Origin of the sequence: Desulfoluna butyratoxydans, assembly GCF_900699765.1 — a bacterium.
Classification (GTDB): Bacteria; Desulfobacterota; Desulfobacteria; order Desulfobacterales; family Desulfolunaceae; genus Desulfoluna; species Desulfoluna butyratoxydans.
The window spans coordinates 405,434-426,348 of the sequence record NZ_CAADHO010000001.1 but is presented as its reverse complement, the minus strand read 5'-3'; the positions used below and the strand labels follow the sequence as shown (position 1 = coordinate 426,348).

The 20,915-nt window shown below is 60.5% G+C and carries 10 protein-coding genes and 1 pseudogene; 5 read left to right on the top strand and 6 right to left on the bottom strand.

The window, feature by feature from the left end; all coding sequences use genetic code 11:
- Positions 1-18: 18 nt before the first annotated feature.
- Together MSL71_RS01880 and cooS are read left to right on the top strand one after the other, a co-directional pair.
- Positions 19-669: a Crp/Fnr family transcriptional regulator gene (locus MSL71_RS01880; protein WP_180136973.1), complete on the top strand. Its 651-nt coding sequence runs from the start codon at positions 19-21 to the stop codon at positions 667-669.
- A gap of 262 nt (positions 670-931) precedes the next feature.
- Complete coding sequence (gene cooS / locus MSL71_RS01875) at positions 932-2,821, top strand: anaerobic carbon-monoxide dehydrogenase catalytic subunit (protein WP_180136972.1); 1,890 nt, start codon at positions 932-934, stop codon at positions 2,819-2,821.
- 827 nt (positions 2,822-3,648) lie between these two features.
- Here the strand turns inward: cooS and MSL71_RS01870 are convergent.
- The 5 genes and pseudogenes from MSL71_RS01870 to MSL71_RS01850 all read right to left on the bottom strand — a co-directional run bounded on the left by MSL71_RS01870 (position 3,649) and on the right by MSL71_RS01850 (position 15,826).
- On the bottom strand, positions 3,649-4,113 hold the full coding sequence (locus tag MSL71_RS01870; protein WP_180136971.1) for a DUF3124 domain-containing protein: 465 nt from the start codon (positions 4,111-4,113) through the stop codon (positions 3,649-3,651).
- 151 nt (positions 4,114-4,264) lie between these two features.
- The gene (locus MSL71_RS01865) at positions 4,265-8,728 is read right to left on the bottom strand and encodes an acyl-CoA dehydratase activase-related protein (RefSeq protein ID WP_180136970.1); all 4,464 of its coding nucleotides are present in this window, start codon (positions 8,726-8,728) and stop codon (positions 4,265-4,267) included.
- Between the two features lie 591 nt (positions 8,729-9,319).
- Positions 9,320-10,360: pseudogene (gene purM, locus MSL71_RS01860) on the bottom strand (phosphoribosylformylglycinamidine cyclo-ligase).
- Positions 10,361-10,645: 285 nt separating this feature from the next.
- On the bottom strand, positions 10,646-12,046 hold the full coding sequence (gene purF / locus MSL71_RS01855; RefSeq protein ID WP_218950919.1) for an amidophosphoribosyltransferase: 1,401 nt from the start codon (positions 12,044-12,046) through the stop codon (positions 10,646-10,648).
- Positions 12,047-12,070: 24 nt separating this feature from the next.
- Positions 12,071-15,826 (bottom strand): phosphoribosylformylglycinamidine synthase, encoded by a 3,756-nt coding sequence (locus MSL71_RS01850; protein ID WP_180136968.1) that lies wholly within the window; start codon positions 15,824-15,826, stop codon positions 12,071-12,073.
- 203 nt (positions 15,827-16,029) lie between these two features.
- On the opposite strand from MSL71_RS01850, the gene MSL71_RS26370 reads away from it, so the two are divergent.
- On the top strand, positions 16,030-16,917 hold the full coding sequence (locus tag MSL71_RS26370) for a LysR family transcriptional regulator (protein WP_281374413.1): 888 nt from the start codon (positions 16,030-16,032) through the stop codon (positions 16,915-16,917).
- A gap of 75 nt (positions 16,918-16,992) precedes the next feature.
- On the opposite strand, the gene MSL71_RS01840 is transcribed toward MSL71_RS26370, so the two are convergent.
- Positions 16,993-17,211 (bottom strand): hypothetical protein, encoded by a 219-nt coding sequence (locus MSL71_RS01840; protein WP_180136967.1) that lies wholly within the window; start codon positions 17,209-17,211, stop codon positions 16,993-16,995.
- A gap of 420 nt (positions 17,212-17,631) precedes the next feature.
- Here MSL71_RS01840 and MSL71_RS01835 point away from each other — a divergent pair, with 420 nt between their 5' ends.
- Both MSL71_RS01835 and MSL71_RS01830 read left to right on the top strand, forming a co-directional pair.
- The gene (locus MSL71_RS01835) at positions 17,632-18,441 is read left to right on the top strand and encodes a phosphate/phosphite/phosphonate ABC transporter substrate-binding protein (protein WP_180136966.1); all 810 of its coding nucleotides are present in this window, start codon (positions 17,632-17,634) and stop codon (positions 18,439-18,441) included.
- A gap of 97 nt (positions 18,442-18,538) precedes the next feature.
- On the top strand, positions 18,539-20,905 hold the full coding sequence (locus tag MSL71_RS01830) for a methyl-accepting chemotaxis protein (RefSeq protein ID WP_180136965.1): 2,367 nt from the start codon (positions 18,539-18,541) through the stop codon (positions 20,903-20,905).
- Positions 20,906-20,915: the final 10 nt, after the last annotated feature.

The following is a 20,915-nucleotide window of genomic DNA, read 5'->3' as shown; positions in this document are numbered from 1 at the left end:
TGAGGAGGTCGGACCGGCATGAAAATATCAACGATGAGTCTGCTTGAGGAGCTGGAACGCCCCGAGTATGCATCCATGAAAAAAGCCTTTCGAAGGCGGCGCTATGTGAAAAACGAAACCATCGCCTTTCCCGAGGACTCCCCCAACGAGGTGTTTGTGGTGGCTGAAGGACGCCTGCGCGTGTTCAGGGCCTATGAGGAAAAAGAGTTCACCTTTGCAGTGCTGGAGACGGGGGATATCTACAGCAGCCATACCGGCGCCCATGTGGTGGCCCTCACCGACGGGGCCCTTCTCGTCACGGACGTGGGCACCTTTCACCGGGAGATGATGCAGGCCCCGGCCGTGACCCAGGCCATGGTGCGGGTGCTGGGGGGCCTCTTGAAAAATGCCTTTCAGATCATCGACAGCCTGGTCTTCAGCGACAGCACCGCCCGCCTTGCCGCCTTTCTCCTCTCCGAAGCCCGAAATGAGCCACAAGGGCCCGTGGTTCGCCTTGCCGTGACCATCGAAGAGCTTGCCCTTCACCTGGGCATGTCCCGCCAGACCGCCTCCACCCTCCTTGCGGATATGGGCCGCTCCGGCATCATCCAAAAGCTGGGCCGCGGGGTCTACCGCATCGAAGACACCCCACGGCTGGAAGAGTTGGCCCGTCAGGGCAAACGCATTTAGCCCGGATATTTTATGCGTTTCGCTTTACCGGAACGTTCTTGCGGAGCTTTTTTCAAAAAGCGACCCGCCGGAGGCAACTGAATTGTTACGTGCGTTGGCCCTGGTTGGCCTGTTGATTCATCTTACTTCGGTGGGTTATGTCGGCTTGCCGACAGAACCGGGCCATGGGCTGTGCTAGGGTGAAGGTCTAATTCTGGGGTGTTGCGGGCCTTGCCGGAAGGGTTCTGCGAGGCGTGGGCACCGGGAGATGAAGGAGGTCGGCATGGCAAAGGAAAAACGGACGGTGGAAGAGCTTTCCATGTGGGATGACGCCCGGGCGATGATCAAAAAAGCCCGCACCGAAGGCATTGAAACGGCATGGGAGCGCCTTGAACAGCAAACCCCCCATTGCAAATTCTGCGAGCTCGGCACCACGTGTCGGAACTGCACCATGGGGCCCTGCCGCATCAGCCCGAAAAAGGGCGGCAAGATGCAGCGGGGCGTGTGCGGCGCCGACGCAGATGTGGTGGTGGCCCGCAACTTCGGCCGGTTTATCGCCGGCGGGGCTGCGGGTCACTCCGACCACGGCCGGGACCTCATCGAGGTGCTGGCCGGGGTGGCCGAGGGCCAGTGCCCGGACTACGGGATCCGGGACCGGGACAAGCTCATGCGCATTGCCGGGGAGCTGGGCGTGGAGACAGGGGATCGTCCTGACACGGAGATTGCCGGGGACCTTGCCGAGGTGCTCTTCGGGGATTTCGGGAGCCGTAAGGCCGAGGTGGCATTTTTACAGAGGGTGCCTGCACGTCGGCGCGAGACCTGGAAAGAGCTGGGCATGACCCCCCGGGGCGTGGACCGTGAGATCGCCGAGATGATGCACCGAACCCACATGGGCTGCGACAACGACGCCCCGAGCACCCTGATCCACGCGGCGCGCACGGCCCTTGCCGACGGATGGGCCGGGTCCATGATCGGCACCGAGCTTTCGGATATTATCTTCGGCACGCCCACGCCGTCCAAGTCCACGGCCAGCCTGGGGGTGCTCAAGAAAGACCAGGTCAACATCCTGGCTCACGGCCACAATCCCGTGGTCTCTGAGATGATTCTTGCCGCGGCTCGCTTGCCGGAGCTTGTGGACCGGGCCCGGGCAGTCGGGGCGTCCGGCATCAACGTCTGCGGCCTGTGCTGCACGGGCAACGAGCTGCTGATGCGCCAGGGGATTCCCATGGCCGGGAACCACCTCATGACCGAACTCTCCATTGTCACCGGCGCCGTGGAAGCCGTGGTGGTGGACTATCAGTGCATCATGCCCAGCATGGTCCAGATCTCCGGCTGCTACCACACCCGGTTTATCACCACCTCGGGCAAAGCGCGTTTTACAGGGGCCACCCATTTTGACATTCATCCGGAAAACGCCATGGAAAAGGCCACGGAGATCGTTTCCATGGCCGTGGATGCCTTTGCTGAGCGGGATGCCTCCAGGGTAGACATCCCCGACGCGCAGGTCCCCATCATGACCGGGTTCTCCAACGAGGCGATCCTGGCGGCCGTGGGCGGCACCCCCGATCCCCTCATCGAGGCCATGGAGCGAGGTGCCATCCGTGGCGTGGTGGGCATCGTGGGATGCAACAACCCCAAGTTCACCCAGGACGCCCTTAACGTGGGCCTGGCAAAGGCCCTTATTAAAAAGGACATCCTCGTGCTGGTGACGGGCTGCGTCACCACCGCCGCAGGCAAGGCCGGACTCCTCGTGCCCGAGGGCATCGACATGGCCGGTCCCGGGCTCAAAGAGGTGTGCGGATCCCTGGGCATCCCCCCGGTGCTCCACATGGGCAGCTGCGTGGACAACGCCCGCATCCTCCAGCTCTGCGCCCTCCTTGCCGAGACCTGCGGGGTGGATATCTCCGACCTTCCCGTGGCCGCCTCCTCCCCGGAGTGGTACTCGGAAAAAGCCGCCGCCATCGGTCTCTACGCCGTGGCCTCAGGCATCGAGACCCACCTGGGCCATCCCCCCAATATCCTGGGCTCCGACACCGTGACACACCTCGCCACCGAAGGCCTTGAAGACCTTGTGGGCGCGCGGTTTATCATTGAAAAAGATCCGGAAGAGGCCGCTGAACGCCTGGACAGACGCATTACGGCCAAACGGGTGGGGCTGGGGTGGACGCCTTAAGTGAGACAAGGGCTCAGGGAGGAAAAAACAGCCTCCGGCGGCGAGGTGAGCCACCTCGAAAGCTGATTGCCCTTGCGTTTCGCCCTTCGTTCCTCAGGGCAAATCGCAAGGGCGTTCGCCGCGGGCTTCGCCCGCCACCAACGCTGGTGACTGTATGCGTATTGTCACAAGATTTGGCCGGGTGAGGACGTGGTGCTGTTACTTTGTAGAACCGGTATTCATCTGAATGCCTCCGGTGATTTGCCGGGGGCATTTTTTCGTTACGCCGTTGTGAGTTCCTTACTCTCGCTCCCAGGCTCCGCCTGGGTGTGTCGGGCGCAAGGCTTTGCCTTGCCGGAGTATGAAATTAAACAGTGGGGGGACTCACAGGCTTCGGTGGCATCAAAAGACGGAGGCTGAGCCTCCGGGGAGCATTCCCAGGCGGAGCCTGGGAACGAGGAGGCGGTGCCGTTACTTTTTCGGAATGGGTTTTCATCTGAATGCCTCCTGGGATTTGCCGGGGGCATTTTTTCGTTACGCCGTTGTGAGTTCCTTACTCTCGCTCCCAGGCTCTGCCTGGGAGTGTCGGGCGCAAGGCTCTGCCTTGCCGATGTATGAAATCAAACAGTGGGGGGCTCACAGGCTTCGGTGGCATCAAAAGATGGAGGCAGAGCCTCCGGGGAGCATTCCCAGGCGGAGCTTGGGAACGAGGAAGCGGTGCTATTGCTTTACCAGAATCGGTTGACGTTTTTTGACCATGAATACCCAAGCCACTGCCCACGGGCGCAGCCCGTAAGCGAATGCGACACCCCGAGGAACGAGGGGTGGAGCATTCGCGAAACACAGGGTTATTTTTCCCGGATGACTTGGGCCCTTGAGGTAAAGGAGATACCCTGCTGTGCCCGGGTGCTGATCATGATGGTCTCGATGAGGGCCGGAGAGATGGGGCTGCCTGCTTCCCAGGAGACGATGAAGCTGGCGCCGGAGCCTCCGGTCTTGTCGGACTCTTTGAGGATGAAGCGGGTGGCGGCCAGGGGCGCGATGGTCTGGGGCTTGCTGACGTGGCGCCTGAGGAGTTTGCCGTCGGAGCCGTAGTAGTCCACCCGGTTGATGGTGATGGGGCTGTGGGGGTCGGTGTTGCGGATGCTCAAGGTCACGGCCAGGTCAAAGGGCTTTCCCATGTTCCCGCTGTAGATATGGGAGTAGACCGGAACATAGACGGTCTGTCCCTTTGAGGCGGCATGGGCGAAGGGGACGGGCAGGGCGAGAAGGGCCATGAGGGTGAAAGCTGCCAGGGTGCGTGCGAATGTCATGTGTCGGTCCTCTCTGTTGGCTGTTGATGCGTCAGTATACGGTCAGGCGCCCGAAGCCTCTATCTTTTTTTTCTCATGACCTTGGTTTTTCTTTACCAAGGGGCCTATCATACAGCATTTTTCCTATCCCCTATCCCCTATCCCCTATCCCCTATCCCCTATCCCCTATCCCCTGATTTCCCTGCATCTCCTGTTTCAGGTAGCACTTCTGGGCAAAGGCGGCGATTTCCGCTTCCAGGTTGGGCAGCTCCGAATCCCCGAAGACCGCGTCCATGAAGGGCACGATGCGATCGGACGGAGAGCCGGCGTGCATCCTGTGCCTTTGGGTGATGGACTGGATCTGGGAGGTGGCTGCTGTCTCCTGCATGCACCCGAAGGGGCCCACGTGGTAGATGCCGCTGATGCGGGGCATCTCTCCTTTGGTGAAGAGGTAGGCCTCGCCGATGGAAATGGGCGATTCTCCCTGGATGTGCCGGTCGTATACCAGGTCTTTCTGGATCTGGCTGAGGAGGTGCTCGGAGTCGTGGCTCTCCCTGCCTTTGAGAAAGTCCCGGAAGGGAGCGGTGAGTTTTTTGCCCCGGCTCTGCATGTAGCTTTTTTTGATCATGGACAGGACCAGGCGTTTCCAGTTGTAGGCTTTTTTGAACTCCTGGATGGCCGTCTTGTTGGTGTACCCCATCCACTGGCCCAGGGGGGAGAGCATCACCTCCAGCCCGTATTTTTCCAGAAGCAGGATGGACTCCTGGTTCGCGTTGCGGTGGAGCCTTACGAAGATCTCTCCGTTGATGACCACCACGGGTTTTCTGGGGATGCCCGGGTCGATGAGGTCCTGAAATCCTTCCTGGGCCCGGGCCATGAACGCCACAAAGGCCTTGGAGCCGGCGCGCCGGAACACCATGGCGTAGAGCTCGTCGGTGAGGCTGTCGTAGAGGGCCTGGGTCGACCCCGCCTCTTTCTCGTAGGGCCGTGTCCGCAACAGGGCGTTGCCCAGGATGTCCAGGCAGGAGGTTCCCTTGAAGAGCCCGGCCGCCTGCTTCAGGATCTCCCAGTCGGAGACGGGCACGTTGGTGTAATCCTTTTCCGCATCCGGGCTCAGGATGTCCACGTTGCCCAGGCCGTTTTCCCGGAAGAGCTGCTTTAAGATCACATGGTACTGGCCGAACCGGCAGGGGCCCTGGGCCATGGGCTGGAAGACCACGGCTTCGGTGTTGGGGTTGATGCCCTGGTCCATGAGGCTGTAGAGCCACGCCAGGCAGTCCCCCACCTGGTAGGCAAAGGGCATGCAGGTATTGGTGCCCACCATCTTGCGGGCAATCTCCTGGGCCCTGCCGGTCTGGGTGGGCATGACCTCGGCGGTGAAGCCCATGCTTCGGAAGGTGGCGGCCAGCACATGGGAGTTGTCCCCCATGTAGGGAATGCCGATGCGCTTGTTTTTGAGAACCACCGGGCGGATGTTTCGCCGGAAGTCCCCTAAGCGAACGGGTTTGGGCCGATGGGTTTTCACCACCTCGTTGTTGGCCAGGGTGCGGGTGCCGAACTGGGCGTTGCTGGAGTGGCCGTCGGTCTGGAGGATCAGGTGGGGTTTCCCCGCTTTGTTCATGATGGCCTCCTCATGGTAGAGGAGGATGGAGTCGGTGCCGCAGTTGAAGTTGGTGGCCCGCACCGGGTAGAGATTCGGTCCCAGGGCGGTCTCCAGGGTGTACCGGATGATGGTTTTGCCCTGGACCCAGTACATGTTTTCAGCAATGTCGTTGATATCGAACTCCGGGGGCCTGGTGAAAAAGGCGGGCACAAAGTGAAGACCGTGGGAGGCGAAGAGTTCGTGGATACGGGATCCTGCCTTGTTGTCCAGCAGGGTGTAGCCCCGGCCGATGCCCATGAAGATGTTTTCCCCCTTGGCCGTAAGCCCTGCGATGATCTTTTCTCCCCGGCTGTAGATGTCAAAGAGGCATTCGGCCTCGGCTTTGCGGGCACTTTCCACGGCCTCGAACACCCGGCCCAGGGTGAAGCGGGTGCCGAACACCCGGGAGAGGTCCTCCCACACCGCCTTTTCCAGGGGGTGGGCCGGATCATCGAAGTGGAGCACCGGAAGCAGCACGTCCCCGTTGGCAATGCCCACGGCATCTTTGGCCAGGAATCCGTCTCCGGCCACATAGGGGCAGAATCGGTTTTTCTCCCACAGGGCGCCGATGGCGTTGACCAGCAGGATTTTGTCCTTTCCTTGCCGGACGTGCTCTTTGAGAAAGGCGGCGTGGCCGTGGGCCAGTTTCACCGGAAAGCAGGTCTCGGAGTGGGAGTAGTGGATCCCCAAGTTTGTGATCCGGTCGTCGGACTCCGGGGAGAGGGCCACCTCAAAGCCCAGGGAATGATAAAGGGCCGCGTAAAAGATCCCTTTTTCGTTAAGGAAGGTGAGGCTTCGGGGGATCAGGACCCGCTCCGTGTCCGAGGGCGCGTCCAGGGGCGTCGTAAACCGCTGGAGGTGGCGGTTCATGATCTTCTTGTACTTGGCCACGTAGTCCGGCGCCTTGGCCGAGCCCGAGTCCGTGTTTCCCTTGGGGCAGGCCCCGCCCGAGAGGACCCGATCGTGGCCCACGGTGTAGACCTGGAGTTTGCAGTCTTTCAAGGAACAGGAGTCTGGGACCAGGCGGCTGCAGAGGGCCTCGGAGGTGGTGAACTCGGTGTCGGCAAGGCCCAGGCCCCTGAATTTGCAGTCCGCAGGTATTCCCTTTTTGCGGCAGGTCTCCAAGGCCTGGTGGGCGGCAATGGCGGCCCCCAGGGCGCCGAAGAGCTGACGGTGGGGAAAGGCGTGCACCTCCATGTCCGTGTGCAGGGAGAGGGCGGCAAGGCAGGCTTTGCCCTTGAAGGGGCCGCCCTGGGCCGAGGCGAACTCGCCGAAGGGCTCGTTGCCGATGAACTTGTTGACGTAGCCCCCCATGAACCCGTAGGCGATGGCCGCGGCCACCTCCTCCTTGGGAAATCCCAGGGCCACGAGGCGGGCGATGCCGGCCTCGGTGAAGACGCCGCAGGTGTCGTCCACGATGGGGGTCCTTTCGGCCCTTAAGGCGTACTCATGGAAGCTCGTGCCGATATCCAGGCCGATCATCTCCACCATGTTCTGCATGGTCTGGCCGGTGCCGGCCATGCAGCTTAAGTTCATGCGGGATTTTTTGACGGTGCCGTCCGTGTTGAAGAGGGTGAACTTGGCGTCCTGGCCCCCCAGCTCGAAGATGGTGTCCACCTTGTCGTTGAAGTGTTTTACCCCGTAGGCGTGGCAGGTGATCTCGTCCTTGACGATGTCCATGGACGCGAGGTCCGGGTTTTTCCCCGTGTCGGTGAAGAGCTTGTGGTAGAAGGCCCCGGACGAGCCCGTGTAAGCCACGGCCCGGATGGTGAGATCGTTTCCCAGGGTGCCCCGTATCTGTCGGAAGATCTCCTTTGCGGCCTGAAGGGGACGGCCGTTGGTGTTGAGACAGATTTCAGCCACGATGGCAAGGGTTGAGGCGTCGGCCACAATGGCCTTGGTGGTGGTGGAGCCGCCGTCCATGCCCAGGATGACTTCTCGGTGGGCAGGGCCGTCTGTGTCGAACACCGACAGGTCCCTGATTTTGGTGGTGCGGACGGGTTCGTCGTAGATGCGCACCTTGTCCAGGGCCGTGGAGAGGGCAGGGGCGGTCTTGATGGTGCTCTTTTCCGCCTGGGACAGGGCGGTAAGGGCCTCGCTTCGGAAGGTGGCCGGAACATGCCCGGCACAGATCACGGCTCCGATGGCACCTGCACTGCGGAAGAGTTCGGGCACCTCAATGGAGAGGTTTAAGGTACGGGCGAGGAGGGCCACCAGGTGGTGGTTTCCGAAGATCCCCCCGGTGACTACGGCCCGCTCGGATTCGCCGAAGGCCCTGGTTTTGAGGACATCGGACCGGTAGTTTTTGACGATGCGGTCGCACAGGCCTTTCAGGATGTTGGGGATCTCTTCCCCCCGGTTCTGAAGGTGAATCATGTCGGACTGGATCACCACCCCGCAACGGCCCCCCACGTCGATGTCCCGGGTGGCCGCCCCCAAGGCCCCTTCGGCTTTGCCGAAGATGGTCTCCAGTTGCTGCTGGAGAAGAGCCCGGTTGGTTTTGCGGTCGTCCCCCAGGCTGACGGGCACCTCCCCTTCAAAAAATCGGCGGCACTGCTTGGCCATGAGGATGCCGCTGCCCCCGCCGCATTTGGTGCCGGTGGCGTGGTCCGGCACAAAAGCCCTGGATCCGTTTGCCTCCTGGATGGTCTCCCGCTTGAAATAGTAAGGATCCTTGGCCCCGATGTGAAAAATGTGGTCGGCCCACGGCGCAATGAGACCCACGCCGGCGGGGATGGTGAGGGTGTCGTAGAAAAAGGGGACCTTCAGGGCCTGGGCAAAGTATTCGCCGCCGCTTCCGGTAAAGGCCGTGGTGGCGATGTTCTCCTGGCCGTAGCGAGAGATGATTTCGTCAAATATCTCTTTAAGGGCGTCTGCGGGGTTGCCGAAGTGCATCAGGGCCTCCGGGGCGTACTCCACCTCCAACCGGGGCGTCAGAACAACCGAGTGCACAGAATCCGTACCGATGTCAAAACCGACAGCGTAGTGTTTCATGGCAAGTGGTCTTTCATGATGGTTGCGGTTATCTGTTGTGGGAAGGCACGCCATGCGCGGATTGAGCCGCAGGGTTTTCATGGAAAAAAGGCAGGGTGCGGGGCGCTTTGGCGCTGGCGAGCGGCAACGCGTTTCAGAAACGTTCGGGTGTGGTGACGGTCACCCCGGGAAACGGTACGCTCAATGATACCAAAATACCGAAGATAATGAAGAAAAAATTCAATGGGTGTCTTGGGAGAAAAAGTGGCTGGGAAGGCGTATCGCCGCAGATGGCGGGGGGTGGCATGGTGAAAAAAGGTGGTTCGGGTGCGAGGGGATGGAGGGTTCCATTCTGTTGTTCTGTGGCAAAGAGACCCACTTTGTTACCGGTTTTGTCACTGTTCAGCTTGCCTCCGGCGGGTCGCTTTTTTTAAAAAAAAGCTCCGCAAAAAACGTTTCCAATGTGAAAAAGTGGACATTATTTCGGCGGAGCCAGGAAAGGCTTGCTGAATACCTGTTTGTCAAACCCGGTTTTATAAATCAGGCTAATAAGGTTGGCCCCCGGCAGGGCCGCCGGAGGCTTGTTTGAGCTGAATAGTTACAACCGTTTTTTTACTTGATGTACCGGACCCCTTCGCCCTGGGTGACGGTGCCGACGCGGTAGGCTTTTTCGCCCATGGCATCGATGGTGGCCATGACGGCGTCGGCTTCTGCCGGGTCCACGGCGAGGATAAAGCCGATGCCCATGTTAAAGGTCTTGAACATCTCGGCTTCGTCGATGTTGCCCTTCTCCTAGATCAGGGGGAAGAGGGGATGCATCTCCCAGCTGCCCATGGTGATATCGGCACCCAGGCCCTCGGGCAGGACCCGGGGGATGTTTTCGGTAAAGCCCCCGCCGGTGACGTGGACCATGCCGTTGACCGGGTGGTTGGCAAGGATCTCCAGGATCTCTTTGACGTAGATCTTGGTGGGGGCGATGAGGGCCTCGCCCAGGGTCATGCCCAGCTCGTCCACCTGATCGCTTACCTTCATCTCCAGGACGTCGAAGAAGAGCTTGCGCACCAGGGAGTAGCCGTTGGAGTGGATGCCCGAAGAGGGCAGGCCGATGAGGACGTCTCCCTCCTTGATCTTGCTGCCGTCGATGATCTTCTCTTTTTCAACGATGCCCACGGTAAAGCCCGCGATGTCGTACTCGTCGTCGGTGTAGAAACCGGGCATCTCAGCGGTCTCACCGCCGATGAGGGAGGCCCCGGACTGCTTGCAGCCCTCGGCAATGCCCTTGACGATGTCGGCCACCTTGTCGGAGCTGATGCGGCCCGTTGCAATGTAGTCGAGGAAGAAGAGGGGCTTGGCGCCCTGGACCAGGATATCGTTGACGCACATGGCCACCAGGTCGATGCCGGCGGAATCGTGGACGTCCGTGAGAAAAGCGATTTTCAGCTTGGTGCCCACCCCGTCGGTACCGGAGACCAGCACCGGCTTTTTGTAGCCCTCCAGATCCAGCTCAAAGAGCCCGCCAAACCCGCCCAGGCCACCCAGGACACCCTTGGTGAAGGTTTCCTGTACATAGGCTTTCATCTTCTCAACGGCCGCAGCGCCCTCTTCAATATCCACGCCTGCATCAGCATACGTCAGTTTCGTTTTCTCGCTCATATCTTTATCCTCAATATTAGGATGGAATTCTTTAGGGTAAAAAAACAGCCTCCGGCGGCCAGGGGATGATCCCCTGGACCCCATAATGCGAATGCTCACAACCCTCGTTCCTCGGGTTGTTCACATTCGCTGACGGGCTGCGCCCGTAAATAACGGCTCTGGTTGTTTCATTTTCTTCTGCACCCATGATGATGCCGGGAAAATCCACGGGCGAAGCCCGTAAGCAAATGTGACGGCCGAGGAACGAGGCCAGGAGCATTTGCGAACCAGGGGATTTATCCCCTGCTATTCGAACATGAGTTTGTTGACCTCTTCAGGGACGTCCATGGGGTAGTCGCCGTCAAAGCAGGCGGTGCACATGTCGCAGTTGGTCTTGCCCACAGACTCAAGAAGGCCTTTTACGCTGATGTAGCCCAGGGAGTCGGCGCCGATGAGTTCGCGTACTTCTTCGTCGCTCTTGGAGGAGCCCACGAGCTGCTGGCGGTTGGGGGTGTCGATGCCGAAGAAGCAGGGGAATTTCACCGAGGCCGAGCTTACACGCATGTGGACTTCGGTGGCGCCTGCCTTTCTTAAGGCATCCACGATTTTGCGGCTGGTGGTGCCGCGGACGATGGAGTCATCCACCACCACCACGCGCTTGCCCTTGACGTTCTCTTTGAGAACGTTGAGCTTGAGGCGGACGGCCAGCTCCCGGGATTCCTGGTCGGGCTGGATAAAGGTGCGGCCGATGTATTTGTTCTTGATGAGGCCGATGCCGTAGGGGATGCCGGACTCCTGTCCGAAGCCGATGGCCGCGTCGATGCCGGAGTCGGGCACGGCGATGACGATGTCGGCGTCCACGGGGTGCTCCTGGGCCAGGGTTTTACCGGCGCTGCGGCGGGAGCTGGAGACGCTGACCCCGTCGATGACGCTGTCGGGGCGTGCAAAGTAGACGTATTCGAAGATGCAGTGGGCCACGCGCTGGCTGTCGTCGTAGATGATGGACTCCATGCCGTTTTCATCGATGATGACCATCTCGCCGTTTTTCACGTCCCGCACGAGCTCGGCGCCCACCACGTCCAGGGCGCAGCTCTCGGAGGAGAGGACCAGGCCGCCGTCGGGGAGTTTGCCGATGCATAAGGGGCGCAGGCCGTTGGGGTCCCGCACGCCGATGAGCTTGCCCTCGCAGACGATGACCAGGGCAAAGGCCCCTTTGATCTCCCGGACGGTCTTGAGGATGGCGTCCTTAAAGCCCAGGGAGTAGTTCTTGGCGATGAGGTTGGCGATGACCTCGGTGTCGATGGAGGTCTGGAAGATGGAGCCGGAGAGTTCCAGTTCGTCCCGGATCTTGTCGGCGTTCACCAGGTTGCCGTTGTGGGTCAGGGCGATGCTGCCCCCCCGGTAGTTGATGACCAGGGGCTGGGCGTTGGAGACGTGGGACTCCCCTGTGGTGGAGTACCGCACGTGGCCTACGCTGATGGTGCCCTTGAGGGTTTCCAGGATGTCGTTGTTGAAGACGTCCTGGACCAGGCCCATCTCTTTGTAGTGGCGGACCTTGCCTTCGTCGTAGGCGGCGATGCCGGCGCTCTCCTGGCCCCGGTGCTGCAGGGAGATGAGTCCGAAGGCGACCCGGCGTGAAAGGTTTCGGCTTGTCTTGGAGAAGATACCCAGGACACCGCATTCGTCTTTAAACTTGTCGCAATTCATTGTGAATCCTTTGATCATGCCTGTTTACTGGAAGTACCTTACCCCAGACTCAAAAATCTTCATATCGGTTTTGCCGTAAATGTTACCGGCCACATGGTTTCCGATGCGTTCGCTGTGTCCCATTTTGCCCAGGATGCGGCCGTCGGCGCTGGTGATGCCCTCAATGGCGTAGATGGACCCGTTGGGGTTGTAGCTGCCGTCGTAGGTGGCGTTTCCGGCTTCGTCCACGTACTGGGTGGCGATCTGCCCTCCCTTGATGAGTCCGTCAAGGACCTCCTCGTTTGCAAAGAAGCGCCCTTCGCCGTGGGAGAGGGGAGACTCGAACACCTCGCCCACCTCGGTACCTGCAAGCCAGGGCGAGAGGTTGGAGGCCACGCGGGTCTTGGCGTAGCGAGCCACGTGGCGGCCGATCTTGTTGTAGGTGAGGGTGGGGGCTGTCTCCGAGAGGGTGCGGATCTCGCCAAAGGGCAGGAGGCCCAGTTTCACCAGGGCCTGGAAGCCGTTGCAGATGCCGAGCATGAGGCCGTCCCGGTCGTTCAGGAGGCCGTGGACAGCGTCTTTCACCTGCTCGTTTTTGAAAATGGAGGCGATGAATTTACCGGAGCCTTCGGGCTCGTCCCCTGCGGAGAACCCGCCGGGTAGGGCGATGATCTGGGCCCCTTTGATCTTGCCGGCCAGGGTGGCGATGGACTCTTCCACCCAGGCGGCGGTGAGGTTCTTGAAGACCACCACCTCGGCATCGGCACCGGCGCGTTCAAAGGCGCGCTGGGTGTCGAGTTCGCAGTTGGTGCCGGGAAAGGCGGGGATGATCACCTTGGGGCGTGCAACCCGGGTGTTGGCCACATGGACGGTTTTTGCCGTGTGACTTAAGGTTTCGATGGGACCGTGGTGGTCCTCCTTGATTTCGAAGATATCGTTCAAGGGTGCTTCCCACGCGGTGATGAGATCGTCCAGGGCGAGGGTCATCTCGCCGTGGGAGATGGTCGACTCGCCAGTGACCATCCCAAGATCGACATAGGCCGAAGTGAAAAGTTCTGCAAGCTCTTTTTCGGAGCTGACCTCCAGGACCAGGGAGCCGATAGCCTCTTCGGTGAGGATCTCCCGTGTTACCTCGGGGGTGATCTCCATGCCCAGGGTGTTGCCGAAGCACATCTTGGAGATGGCGGCCATGGCCCCGCCCTTGCTGACGGTGTGGGCGCTGATGATGTGCCCTTCGTCCATGAGCCGGGTGATGCGGTCGTACTTTTCCTTGAGGTCGTCAAAGTCGATGACGTCGGCGTCGTTCCGGTTGGCCCGGATCATCACCACGCGGGAGCCTTCCCGCTTGAATTCGGGGGTGATGAGGCGGTTCAGGTCCGTGGCCGCCACGGCAAAGGAGATGAGGGTGGGGGGCACGTCCAGATCTTTAAAGGACCCGCTCATGGAGTCCTTGCCGCCGATGGCGCCGATCTTGAACTCCTTCTGGGCGCGGTAGGCCCCCAGAAGGGCGGCAAAGGGTTTGCCCCAGCGAACCGCTTCCCCTCTCAGTTTTTCAAAGTACTCCTGGAGGGAGAGGTAGATGTTGCGGTAGACGCCGCCCATGGCAACGACCTTGGCCACGCTCTCCACCACGGCGTAGAGGCCGCCGTGGAAGGGGGACCAGATGGCCATCTCCGGGTTGTAGCCGTGGGCCATGAGGGTGCCGGTGCTGGTGTCGCCGTGCTCCACGGGGATCTTGGCGGCCATGCCCTCGGTGGGGGTGCGGTAGGTCTTGCCGCCATGGGGCATGAGGGCGGAACCCGCCCCGATGGTGCTGTCGAAGAGCTCCACCAGGCCCTTCTGGCTGGCCACGTTGAGGTCCGACAGGGTTTCCATCCAGAGGGCGGCGTCATCGCCGCTTTTGTCGCTTTCAAAGACGCTGGCGCCTGCTTCGGGGGATTCCACCTCGATCTTGGTGGATTGGCTCACGCCGTTGGTGTCCAGGAAAGCTCGGGATACGTCGATGATCCAGTTGCCCCGCCACTGGATGCGCAGGCGGCCGGTGTCGGTGATGTCGGCGATGGCCGTGGCTTCCAGGTTCTCGTCCCCTGCCAGGCGGATGAACTCTTCGGCGTTTTCACGCCTCACCACAACGGCCATGCGCTCCTGGGATTCGGAGATGGCAAGCTCGGTGCCGTCCAGGCCGTCGTATTTCTTGGGCACCCGGTCCAGGTAGATGTCGATGCTGTCGGCAAGCTCGCCAACGGCAACGGAGACGCCGCCTGCGCCGAAGTCGTTGCAGCGGATGATCATTTTGGAGACGGTTTCGTTTCGGAAGAGGCGCTGGATCTTACGCTCCTCCGGGGCGTTGCCCTTCTGGACCTCGGCCCCGCAGGTGGCCAGGGACTCTTCGGTGTGCTCCTTGCTGGAGCCGGTGGCCCCGCCGCAGCCGTCGCGGCCGGTTCTGCCGCCCACCAGGATGACGATGTCGCCGGGCTCCGGCACCTCGCGGATCACCTGGTCCTTGGGGGTGGCGGCGATGACGGCCCCCACCTCCATGCGCTTGGCCACGAAGCGGTCGTTGTAGTACTCCTTGACAAAGCCGGTGGTGACGCCGATCTGGTTGCCGTAGGAGCTGTAGCCGTGGGCGGCCCGCTTGCAGATGGTGCGCTGGGGCAGCTTGCCGGGGAGGGTCTCTTCAAAGGGCGTCCTGGGGTCGGCGGCCCCGGTGATGCGCATGGCCTGGTAGACGTAGGAGCGGCCGGAGAGGGGATCCCGGATGGCGCCGCCCAGGCAGGTGGCGGCCCCGCCAAAGGGCTCGATCTCCGTGGGGTGGTTGTGGGTCTCGTTTTTGAACATCACGAGGTAGGGGACTTTTTCCTCGGAGCCGTCCACGTCCACATCCACGTTGATGCTGCAGGCGTTGATCTCCTCGCTGACGTCGATGTCCTTGAGGTAGCCGTCGTTTTTAAGGGATTTTGCCGCGATGCAGGCCAGGTCCATGAGGCATTCGGGTTTTTTGGCGCCGCAGGCGGCCCGGTCTTGCCGGTAGAGGTCGTAGGCTTTCTGGATCTCCTCGGCGTACTTGCCTTCCCGGATCTTGACCTCTTCGATCTCCGTCATGAAGGTGGTGTGGCGGCAGTGATCCGACCAGTAGGTGTCGATGGCCTTCATCTCGGTGATGGTGGGGTTTCGTTTTTCGGTCCCTTTGAAGTAGGCCTGGCAGGAGAGGATGTCCCCCATGCTCATGGCAAAGCCTTCGGCATCTTTAAAGGAGGCCAGCTCGGCTTCGGAAAACTCGGTGAAACCCTCGAACACGGCCACGTCCTCGGGGACCACCGCGTCCATCTCAATGGTTTCGGGCAGCTCCAGGTCCAGCTCGCAGGATTCCACCACGTTGATCATGTGGGTCTTGATCTTGGCCTTGTCCGCATCGGAGAGGCTGCCGTTGACGGCAATGACCTTGGAGGCCCGGATCAGGGGGCGCTCTCCTGCGGTTAAGAGCTGCACGCACTGCATGGCGGAGTCCGCACGCTGATCGAACTGGCCGGGGAGCAGGCCCATGCGGAAGACAAAATCGCACCCCGTAAAACGGGAGGGGTCCTCATACACCTCATCGATGTTGGGTTCGCTGAAGACATTGGCCTTGGCCAGGTCGAAGGTGGCGTCGTCAAAGCCCGTGCACTCATAGCAGTTGATGATGCGCACATCGGAGACCCCGTCGATGTTCAGGTTGTGGGTGAGGTCCGAAAGCAGGTGGTCGGCCTCGACCTTGAAGTTATCTCTCTTTTCAACAAAGACCCGTCTGATTCTGTTTGGCATGGAAAGACCCCTGAATAATGTATGTGTTTCTCGTTCACGGTTCCGCCGGATCCCGGGGGACCGTGAACCGGTATCGCCTCAATGTGGGGCGGGCCCTGGGGGCTCGCTTCCTGATGACACCCTTGACTTACCATAGGTGGTTTTATAAATGTAATTAATAATTGTAACGTCAATAACAGGTATTGCTAATATAAGGGCGGATTGTGAACGTTAATTTTGAATTGTACAAGGTCTTTTACCATGCGGCCAGGCTCCTGAGCTTCACCCGGGCGGCCGAGGCCCTTTTTGTGACCCAGAGCTCCGTCTCCCAGTCCATCAAGCAGCTGGAGACCCAGCTGGGAGCCCTTCTTTTTATCCGCAACCGGCGGAACATGCAGCTCACCAAGGAAGGGGAGATGCTCTTTTTCCATATCTCCGAGGCCTTTGATCTGATCAAGGCCGGGGAGCGGAACATCGAAAACACAAAGGCCCTGGGGTACGGTGAGGTGACCATCGGGGCCAGCGACACCATCTGCCGCTACTTTCTCCTGGATTACATCAAGCGCTTCCACGAAGACTACCCCAACATCAGGATCAGCATCACCAACCAGCCCTCCATGCAGACCCTGGATGAGATTGCCGGGGGGAAGATGGACTTCGGGGTGGTGAACCTGCCGGAGTCCATGGGGGTCAAGGGGGTGAACATCACGGAGATCAAGGGGTTTCAGGAGGTGGCCATTGCCACGGATGCCTATGTCCGGAAGCTTCCGGCCCGCCCCTCCATCAAGGACCTCAAGGACGTGCCCCTGATCACCCTTACCTCCAACACCAACACCCGCAGGTACCTGGACGCCTTTTTCCGGGCGCAGAAGGCGGTGCTGCGGCCGGAGTTCGAACTGGAGAGCATCGACCTCATCGTGGATTTTGTCCGCATCGGTCTGGGCGTGGGGTTTGTCATGGCCGACGCCATCCCCGCAGATGATCCCGTGGTGCGCGTCCTTGATCTTAAAGAGACCCTTCCGTCCCGCTCCATCGGTATCGTCACCCATAAGAACAGCCCATTGAGCATCCCCACCGAGCATTTTATGAAGGTCCTGATCCAGGGCCGGTAACGTCAGGTCCCGGCCGTCGTGACTTGTCTTGCCGGCGATATATGAGGCAATCAAGTTCTGAAAAGGGCCCTTTTCTTATCTCTGTCCTTTGGCGGTGCTTCGTGGCCGTTTTGCATACAGGTCCAATTTTTCAAGGACATCTCGTTGCTGATTTCCGCGAAACACCGTTGGGCCTTTTGCATCGCCATTTTGGGCTTGTTTGCTGCTTTCCTGCGATGGGTGAGCAAACGCCACTAAGGCTTTGATTGTTTGATCAAATGGAGCCGTCATGATTGCTTTATAGCGCTGTTTCACTACTTTTTCTAATGTGAAAAGATATAAAATTCTTTACATGCAATATACTTGTGCCTATGATTTTCCTGTTTTACGTGGTTGTCAGGCGAAATAGGTAGTGTTTTTTATTGATGTATTATTTACTCAATTTGAAATAAAAATCCGGAAAACAGCCCTGCGTATTCCTTATTGTTTGGTTTTTCACGTATCACCGCCTTTTCCTGTATCAGCCAGTATCCGAGGCCTGCCTCGCGACCCTTGATGATTGATGTACCCCCTCACCGCCGAAGTGAGCGTTTTGCGTCCTCCCCCCCCATTTTCAGCCTGTGGCGAGCAACGGGAGATGTGAACTGTGCCCTTCATCCGTGTGAACGGGTTGCGTCTCCGCGTTGAAGGGCCCTTACCGTCTTTACTATCAAAGAAATCCAAAAGGAATGAGACATGAAAAAGTCCCTGTTGCTCACCGCTGTGATGATTTTTTTTCTGTCGGGTGCCGCCCATGCCGCCCTGACCTTCGGGGTAATTCCCTTAGAGGACAAGCAGATCATGGAAGCAAAATTTACCCCCCTTGCCGGGTACCTGAGCAGGGAGCTGGGAGAGCCGGTGACCCTGCGCGTCGGTGACAATTACGAAGCCATTGAAGCGGCCCTGGTCTCCGGCGAGCTGGCCTTTGCCTACATCGGGCCCGTGGGCGCGGTGAAGGTGAACGCTCAGAAAAAAACGGTGATCCCCATCGTCAAGGTTGTGAAGAAAGGCTCGCCCTTCTACAAATCCTATGTGGTTGCCCCCAAAGACTCGTCCCTGGCCTCGGTTGCCGATCTAAAGGGCAAGGTCTTTGCCTTTGGTGACAAGGGCTCCACCTCCTCCTACCTGGTGCCCAGGTACCTGCTGGCCAAGCAGGGCGTGACCCTCGATGCCTTGGGCAACCATCTCCTCACCGGTTCCCACTCCAATGTGGTGCGGGCGGTCCTGGACGGCAAGGCCGCTGCAGGGGGCATCAAGGAGAGCGTGGCCCTGAAAAACAAAGATGCCCTGAAATTCCTCGCCATCTCCAAGCCCATCCCCAACTTTCCCATCTGTGCCAACATCGAGGCCCTGGGCAAGGAAAAGGCAAAAACGCTCCAGAAGCTTCTGGAGACGCTGCCCGCCGACGCCCCGGAGATGAAGTCCATCAACACCAAGTACGACGGATTTGCCAGGGCAACCATCGGGGACTACCGGATCATCCAGGCCATCATGAAGCAGCAGTAGACCGGCTGGTTCCGATCCGGGTCAGGCGCGCAATGCCCCTTTCGGTGCGGGGCGTTGCGCGGTGGCGTGTGCACCGTGAGATGCGAGGGGGATGAGAGTGAAACTCAAGGTTAAGTTGTTGCTGTCCATGATCATCGTGGGGATCCTGCCGGCGTTGTTTGTGGCGGGGTATGCCAGCTACAGGATTTCAGGGTTTATCGAGTCGCGGCAGTCCGAGCAGATGGTGGCGGACAGCCGGATCGCAGCCGAATATCTGGAGGAGGTTCTGGACCACCGGGTCCGGGATATCCGTTTGCTGCTGGCAAACCCCATCCTGGGCCAGTCACTGATCACCGATTTTGATTACGGGGATGTGGACACCCTGCTCACCGGCCTGGTCCGGGACAAGGACAATCCCTTTTCATTTTTCATGGTGACAAATAAAGAGGGCACCTGTGTGTCGGCCAGCGAACCCGGCCTCATCGGTGCCCGGCACGGGGAGGAGGCCTGGTACCGCCAGACCCTGGCCCGTGGAACCTATTGGTCGGACTGGCACGAGCAGCCCGAGGGCTCGGTTCTTACCCAGCCCCCCTTTGGCGGGGATAACCGGTACACCATGGTCATCGCCACGGTAATTCATGATGCGGACGGCGGGGTGCTGGGCACCCTGAGCGCCCGGGTGAAGTGGCAGCTGGTGCAGCAGTGGCTTGAGGGCAGGGTAAGCAGCTTCCGGGATCTCGGCTGGGCAACCAAGTCCCTTACCGTGGTGCGCTCCGACGGCACGGTCATCGGCCATGAAGAGGGAAGCGCCGGGTATGGCCGGAACATCCGGGAGAACCTGGGGGAGGGGTCGGACAATCTGACTATTCTGGAGACAGTGGGGCAAGGCTTTTTCAGCGATACCACCAAAGGTCACGCCACCGTGTACGGGTTTGCCACCGCGGACTTCGGCGACTTCACCTGGAAGGTGCTCACCTCTGCCTCTGAAGATGAGTTTTTCCAGGTCAGGCAGGAGTTTCTTGTGGCCATGGTGGTGGTGTGCATCCTCTGTTTTCTGGTGGCTGTGGGGCTGGGGCTCTTTACAGGCAACGGCATCGTGCGCCCCCTGAACCGGGTGGTCTCCATGCTCCAGGGCATTGCCACCGGAGAGGCGGATCTGACGGCCAGGCTTCCCATGGCCGACGGCCGGGGAAAGCCCGATGAGATCGGGGCCCTGTCCCTTGCCTTCAACACCTTCATCGGCAACCTGGAGCGCCTGGTGCGAAGTATCCGGGGCAACGCCGAGACCATCGGCCATGCATCGGTGAACATGGACCGCATCGCAGGGGAGATGTCCGGGGGAGCCCGCCAGATGTCGGCGGACTTAGGGGCGGTGGCCTCCTCCTCCGGGGAGATGAACGCCAGCATGGATGCCATGGCAACGGCCATCGACGAGTCGGATCGCCTGGTGGGGCTCATGGCCGAGTCGGCCAAGACCATGACCGCGAGCGTGAAGGAGGTGGCCCTTCAGTCGGAGCAGGCCAAGGAGATGACCCGGGAGGCCGTGGCCCAGGCCGAGCTTGCCAACACCAGCGTGGAGGCCCTGGGCAAGGCCGCCGGCCAGATCACCCTGGTGACCGAGACCATCAAGGAGATCGCCGACCAGACCAATCTTCTGGCCTTGAACGCCACCATCGAGGCGGCACGGGCCGGGGAGGCGGGCAAGGGGTTTGCGGTTGTGGCCGATGAGATCAAGGCCCTTGCCAGGCAGACCGCCGAGGCCACCCTGGAGATCGAGGACCGGGTCTCAGGGGTGCAGGATTCCACCAGCCAGACCGTGCAGGTGATCGACCGCATCACCCAGAGCAGCACCCGGGTCAGCGACATGGTGAGCACCATTGCCACGGCCGTGGCCCTGCAGGCCGACGCCAGCCGGGAGATCGTCGCCAAAGCCGACGACGTCTCCCACTCCATGCAGGAGGGAAACGAGCATGTGGTCAGCGCCTCGGGCGTCAACGGCCTGGTCTCCCGGGAGATCTCGTCGGTGAAGGGCGCTGCCGACGGCACCGCCCACCGGTGCATCGAGGTGGGCGGGTTTGCCGGAGAACAGAAACATATCGGGATTGTCCTGCAGGAGGCCATCGGCCGGTTCAAGGTTTCTGCGCCCCCCTTTGACATGGGCAAGGTGAAAAATGCCCACTTTGACTGGAAGATGGGCATTGAAACCGCCCTCCAGGGCATCCGGGCCATGGAGCCCGGCGAGGTGCCCGGCCACGGGGCGTGTGCCTTTGGCCGCTGGTATGCCTCGGTGGGCGATTCCGTGGCCGTCCTGCCCCAGTACCGGGTCGTGGGGGGCTGCCACCAGGAGGTCCACACCCGCGCAGAGGCGGTGGTGGCCCTGCATGCCCAAGGAAAGGCCGAGGAGGCCCGGGCAGAGCTGATCCGCTTTGAAGAGGCCCGAAACGCCCTGTTCGAGGCCCTGGATGAGCTCTATCTGTGTCGGTGACGTCCCGGGG

Excerpts from the sequence above, each read along its gene's own strand:
- MSL71_RS01880 (WP_180136973.1), top strand. The coding sequence starts at position 19 with ATGAAAATATCAACGATGAGTCTGCTTGAGGAGCTGGAACGCCCCGAG.
- cooS (WP_180136972.1), top strand. The coding sequence starts at position 932 with ATGGCAAAGGAAAAACGGACGGTGGAAGAGCTTTCCATGTGGGATGAC.
- MSL71_RS01870 (WP_180136971.1), bottom strand. The coding sequence starts at position 4,113 with ATGACATTCGCACGCACCCTGGCAGCTTTCACCCTCATGGCCCTTCTC.
- MSL71_RS01865 (WP_180136970.1), bottom strand. The coding sequence starts at position 8,728 with ATGAAACACTACGCTGTCGGTTTTGACATCGGTACGGATTCTGTGCAC.
- purF (WP_218950919.1), bottom strand. The coding sequence starts at position 12,046 with ATGAATTGCGACAAGTTTAAAGACGAATGCGGTGTCCTGGGTATCTTC.
- MSL71_RS01850 (WP_180136968.1), bottom strand. The coding sequence starts at position 15,826 with ATGCCAAACAGAATCAGACGGGTCTTTGTTGAAAAGAGAGATAACTTC.
- MSL71_RS01835 (WP_180136966.1), top strand. The coding sequence starts at position 17,632 with ATGAAAAAGTCCCTGTTGCTCACCGCTGTGATGATTTTTTTTCTGTCG.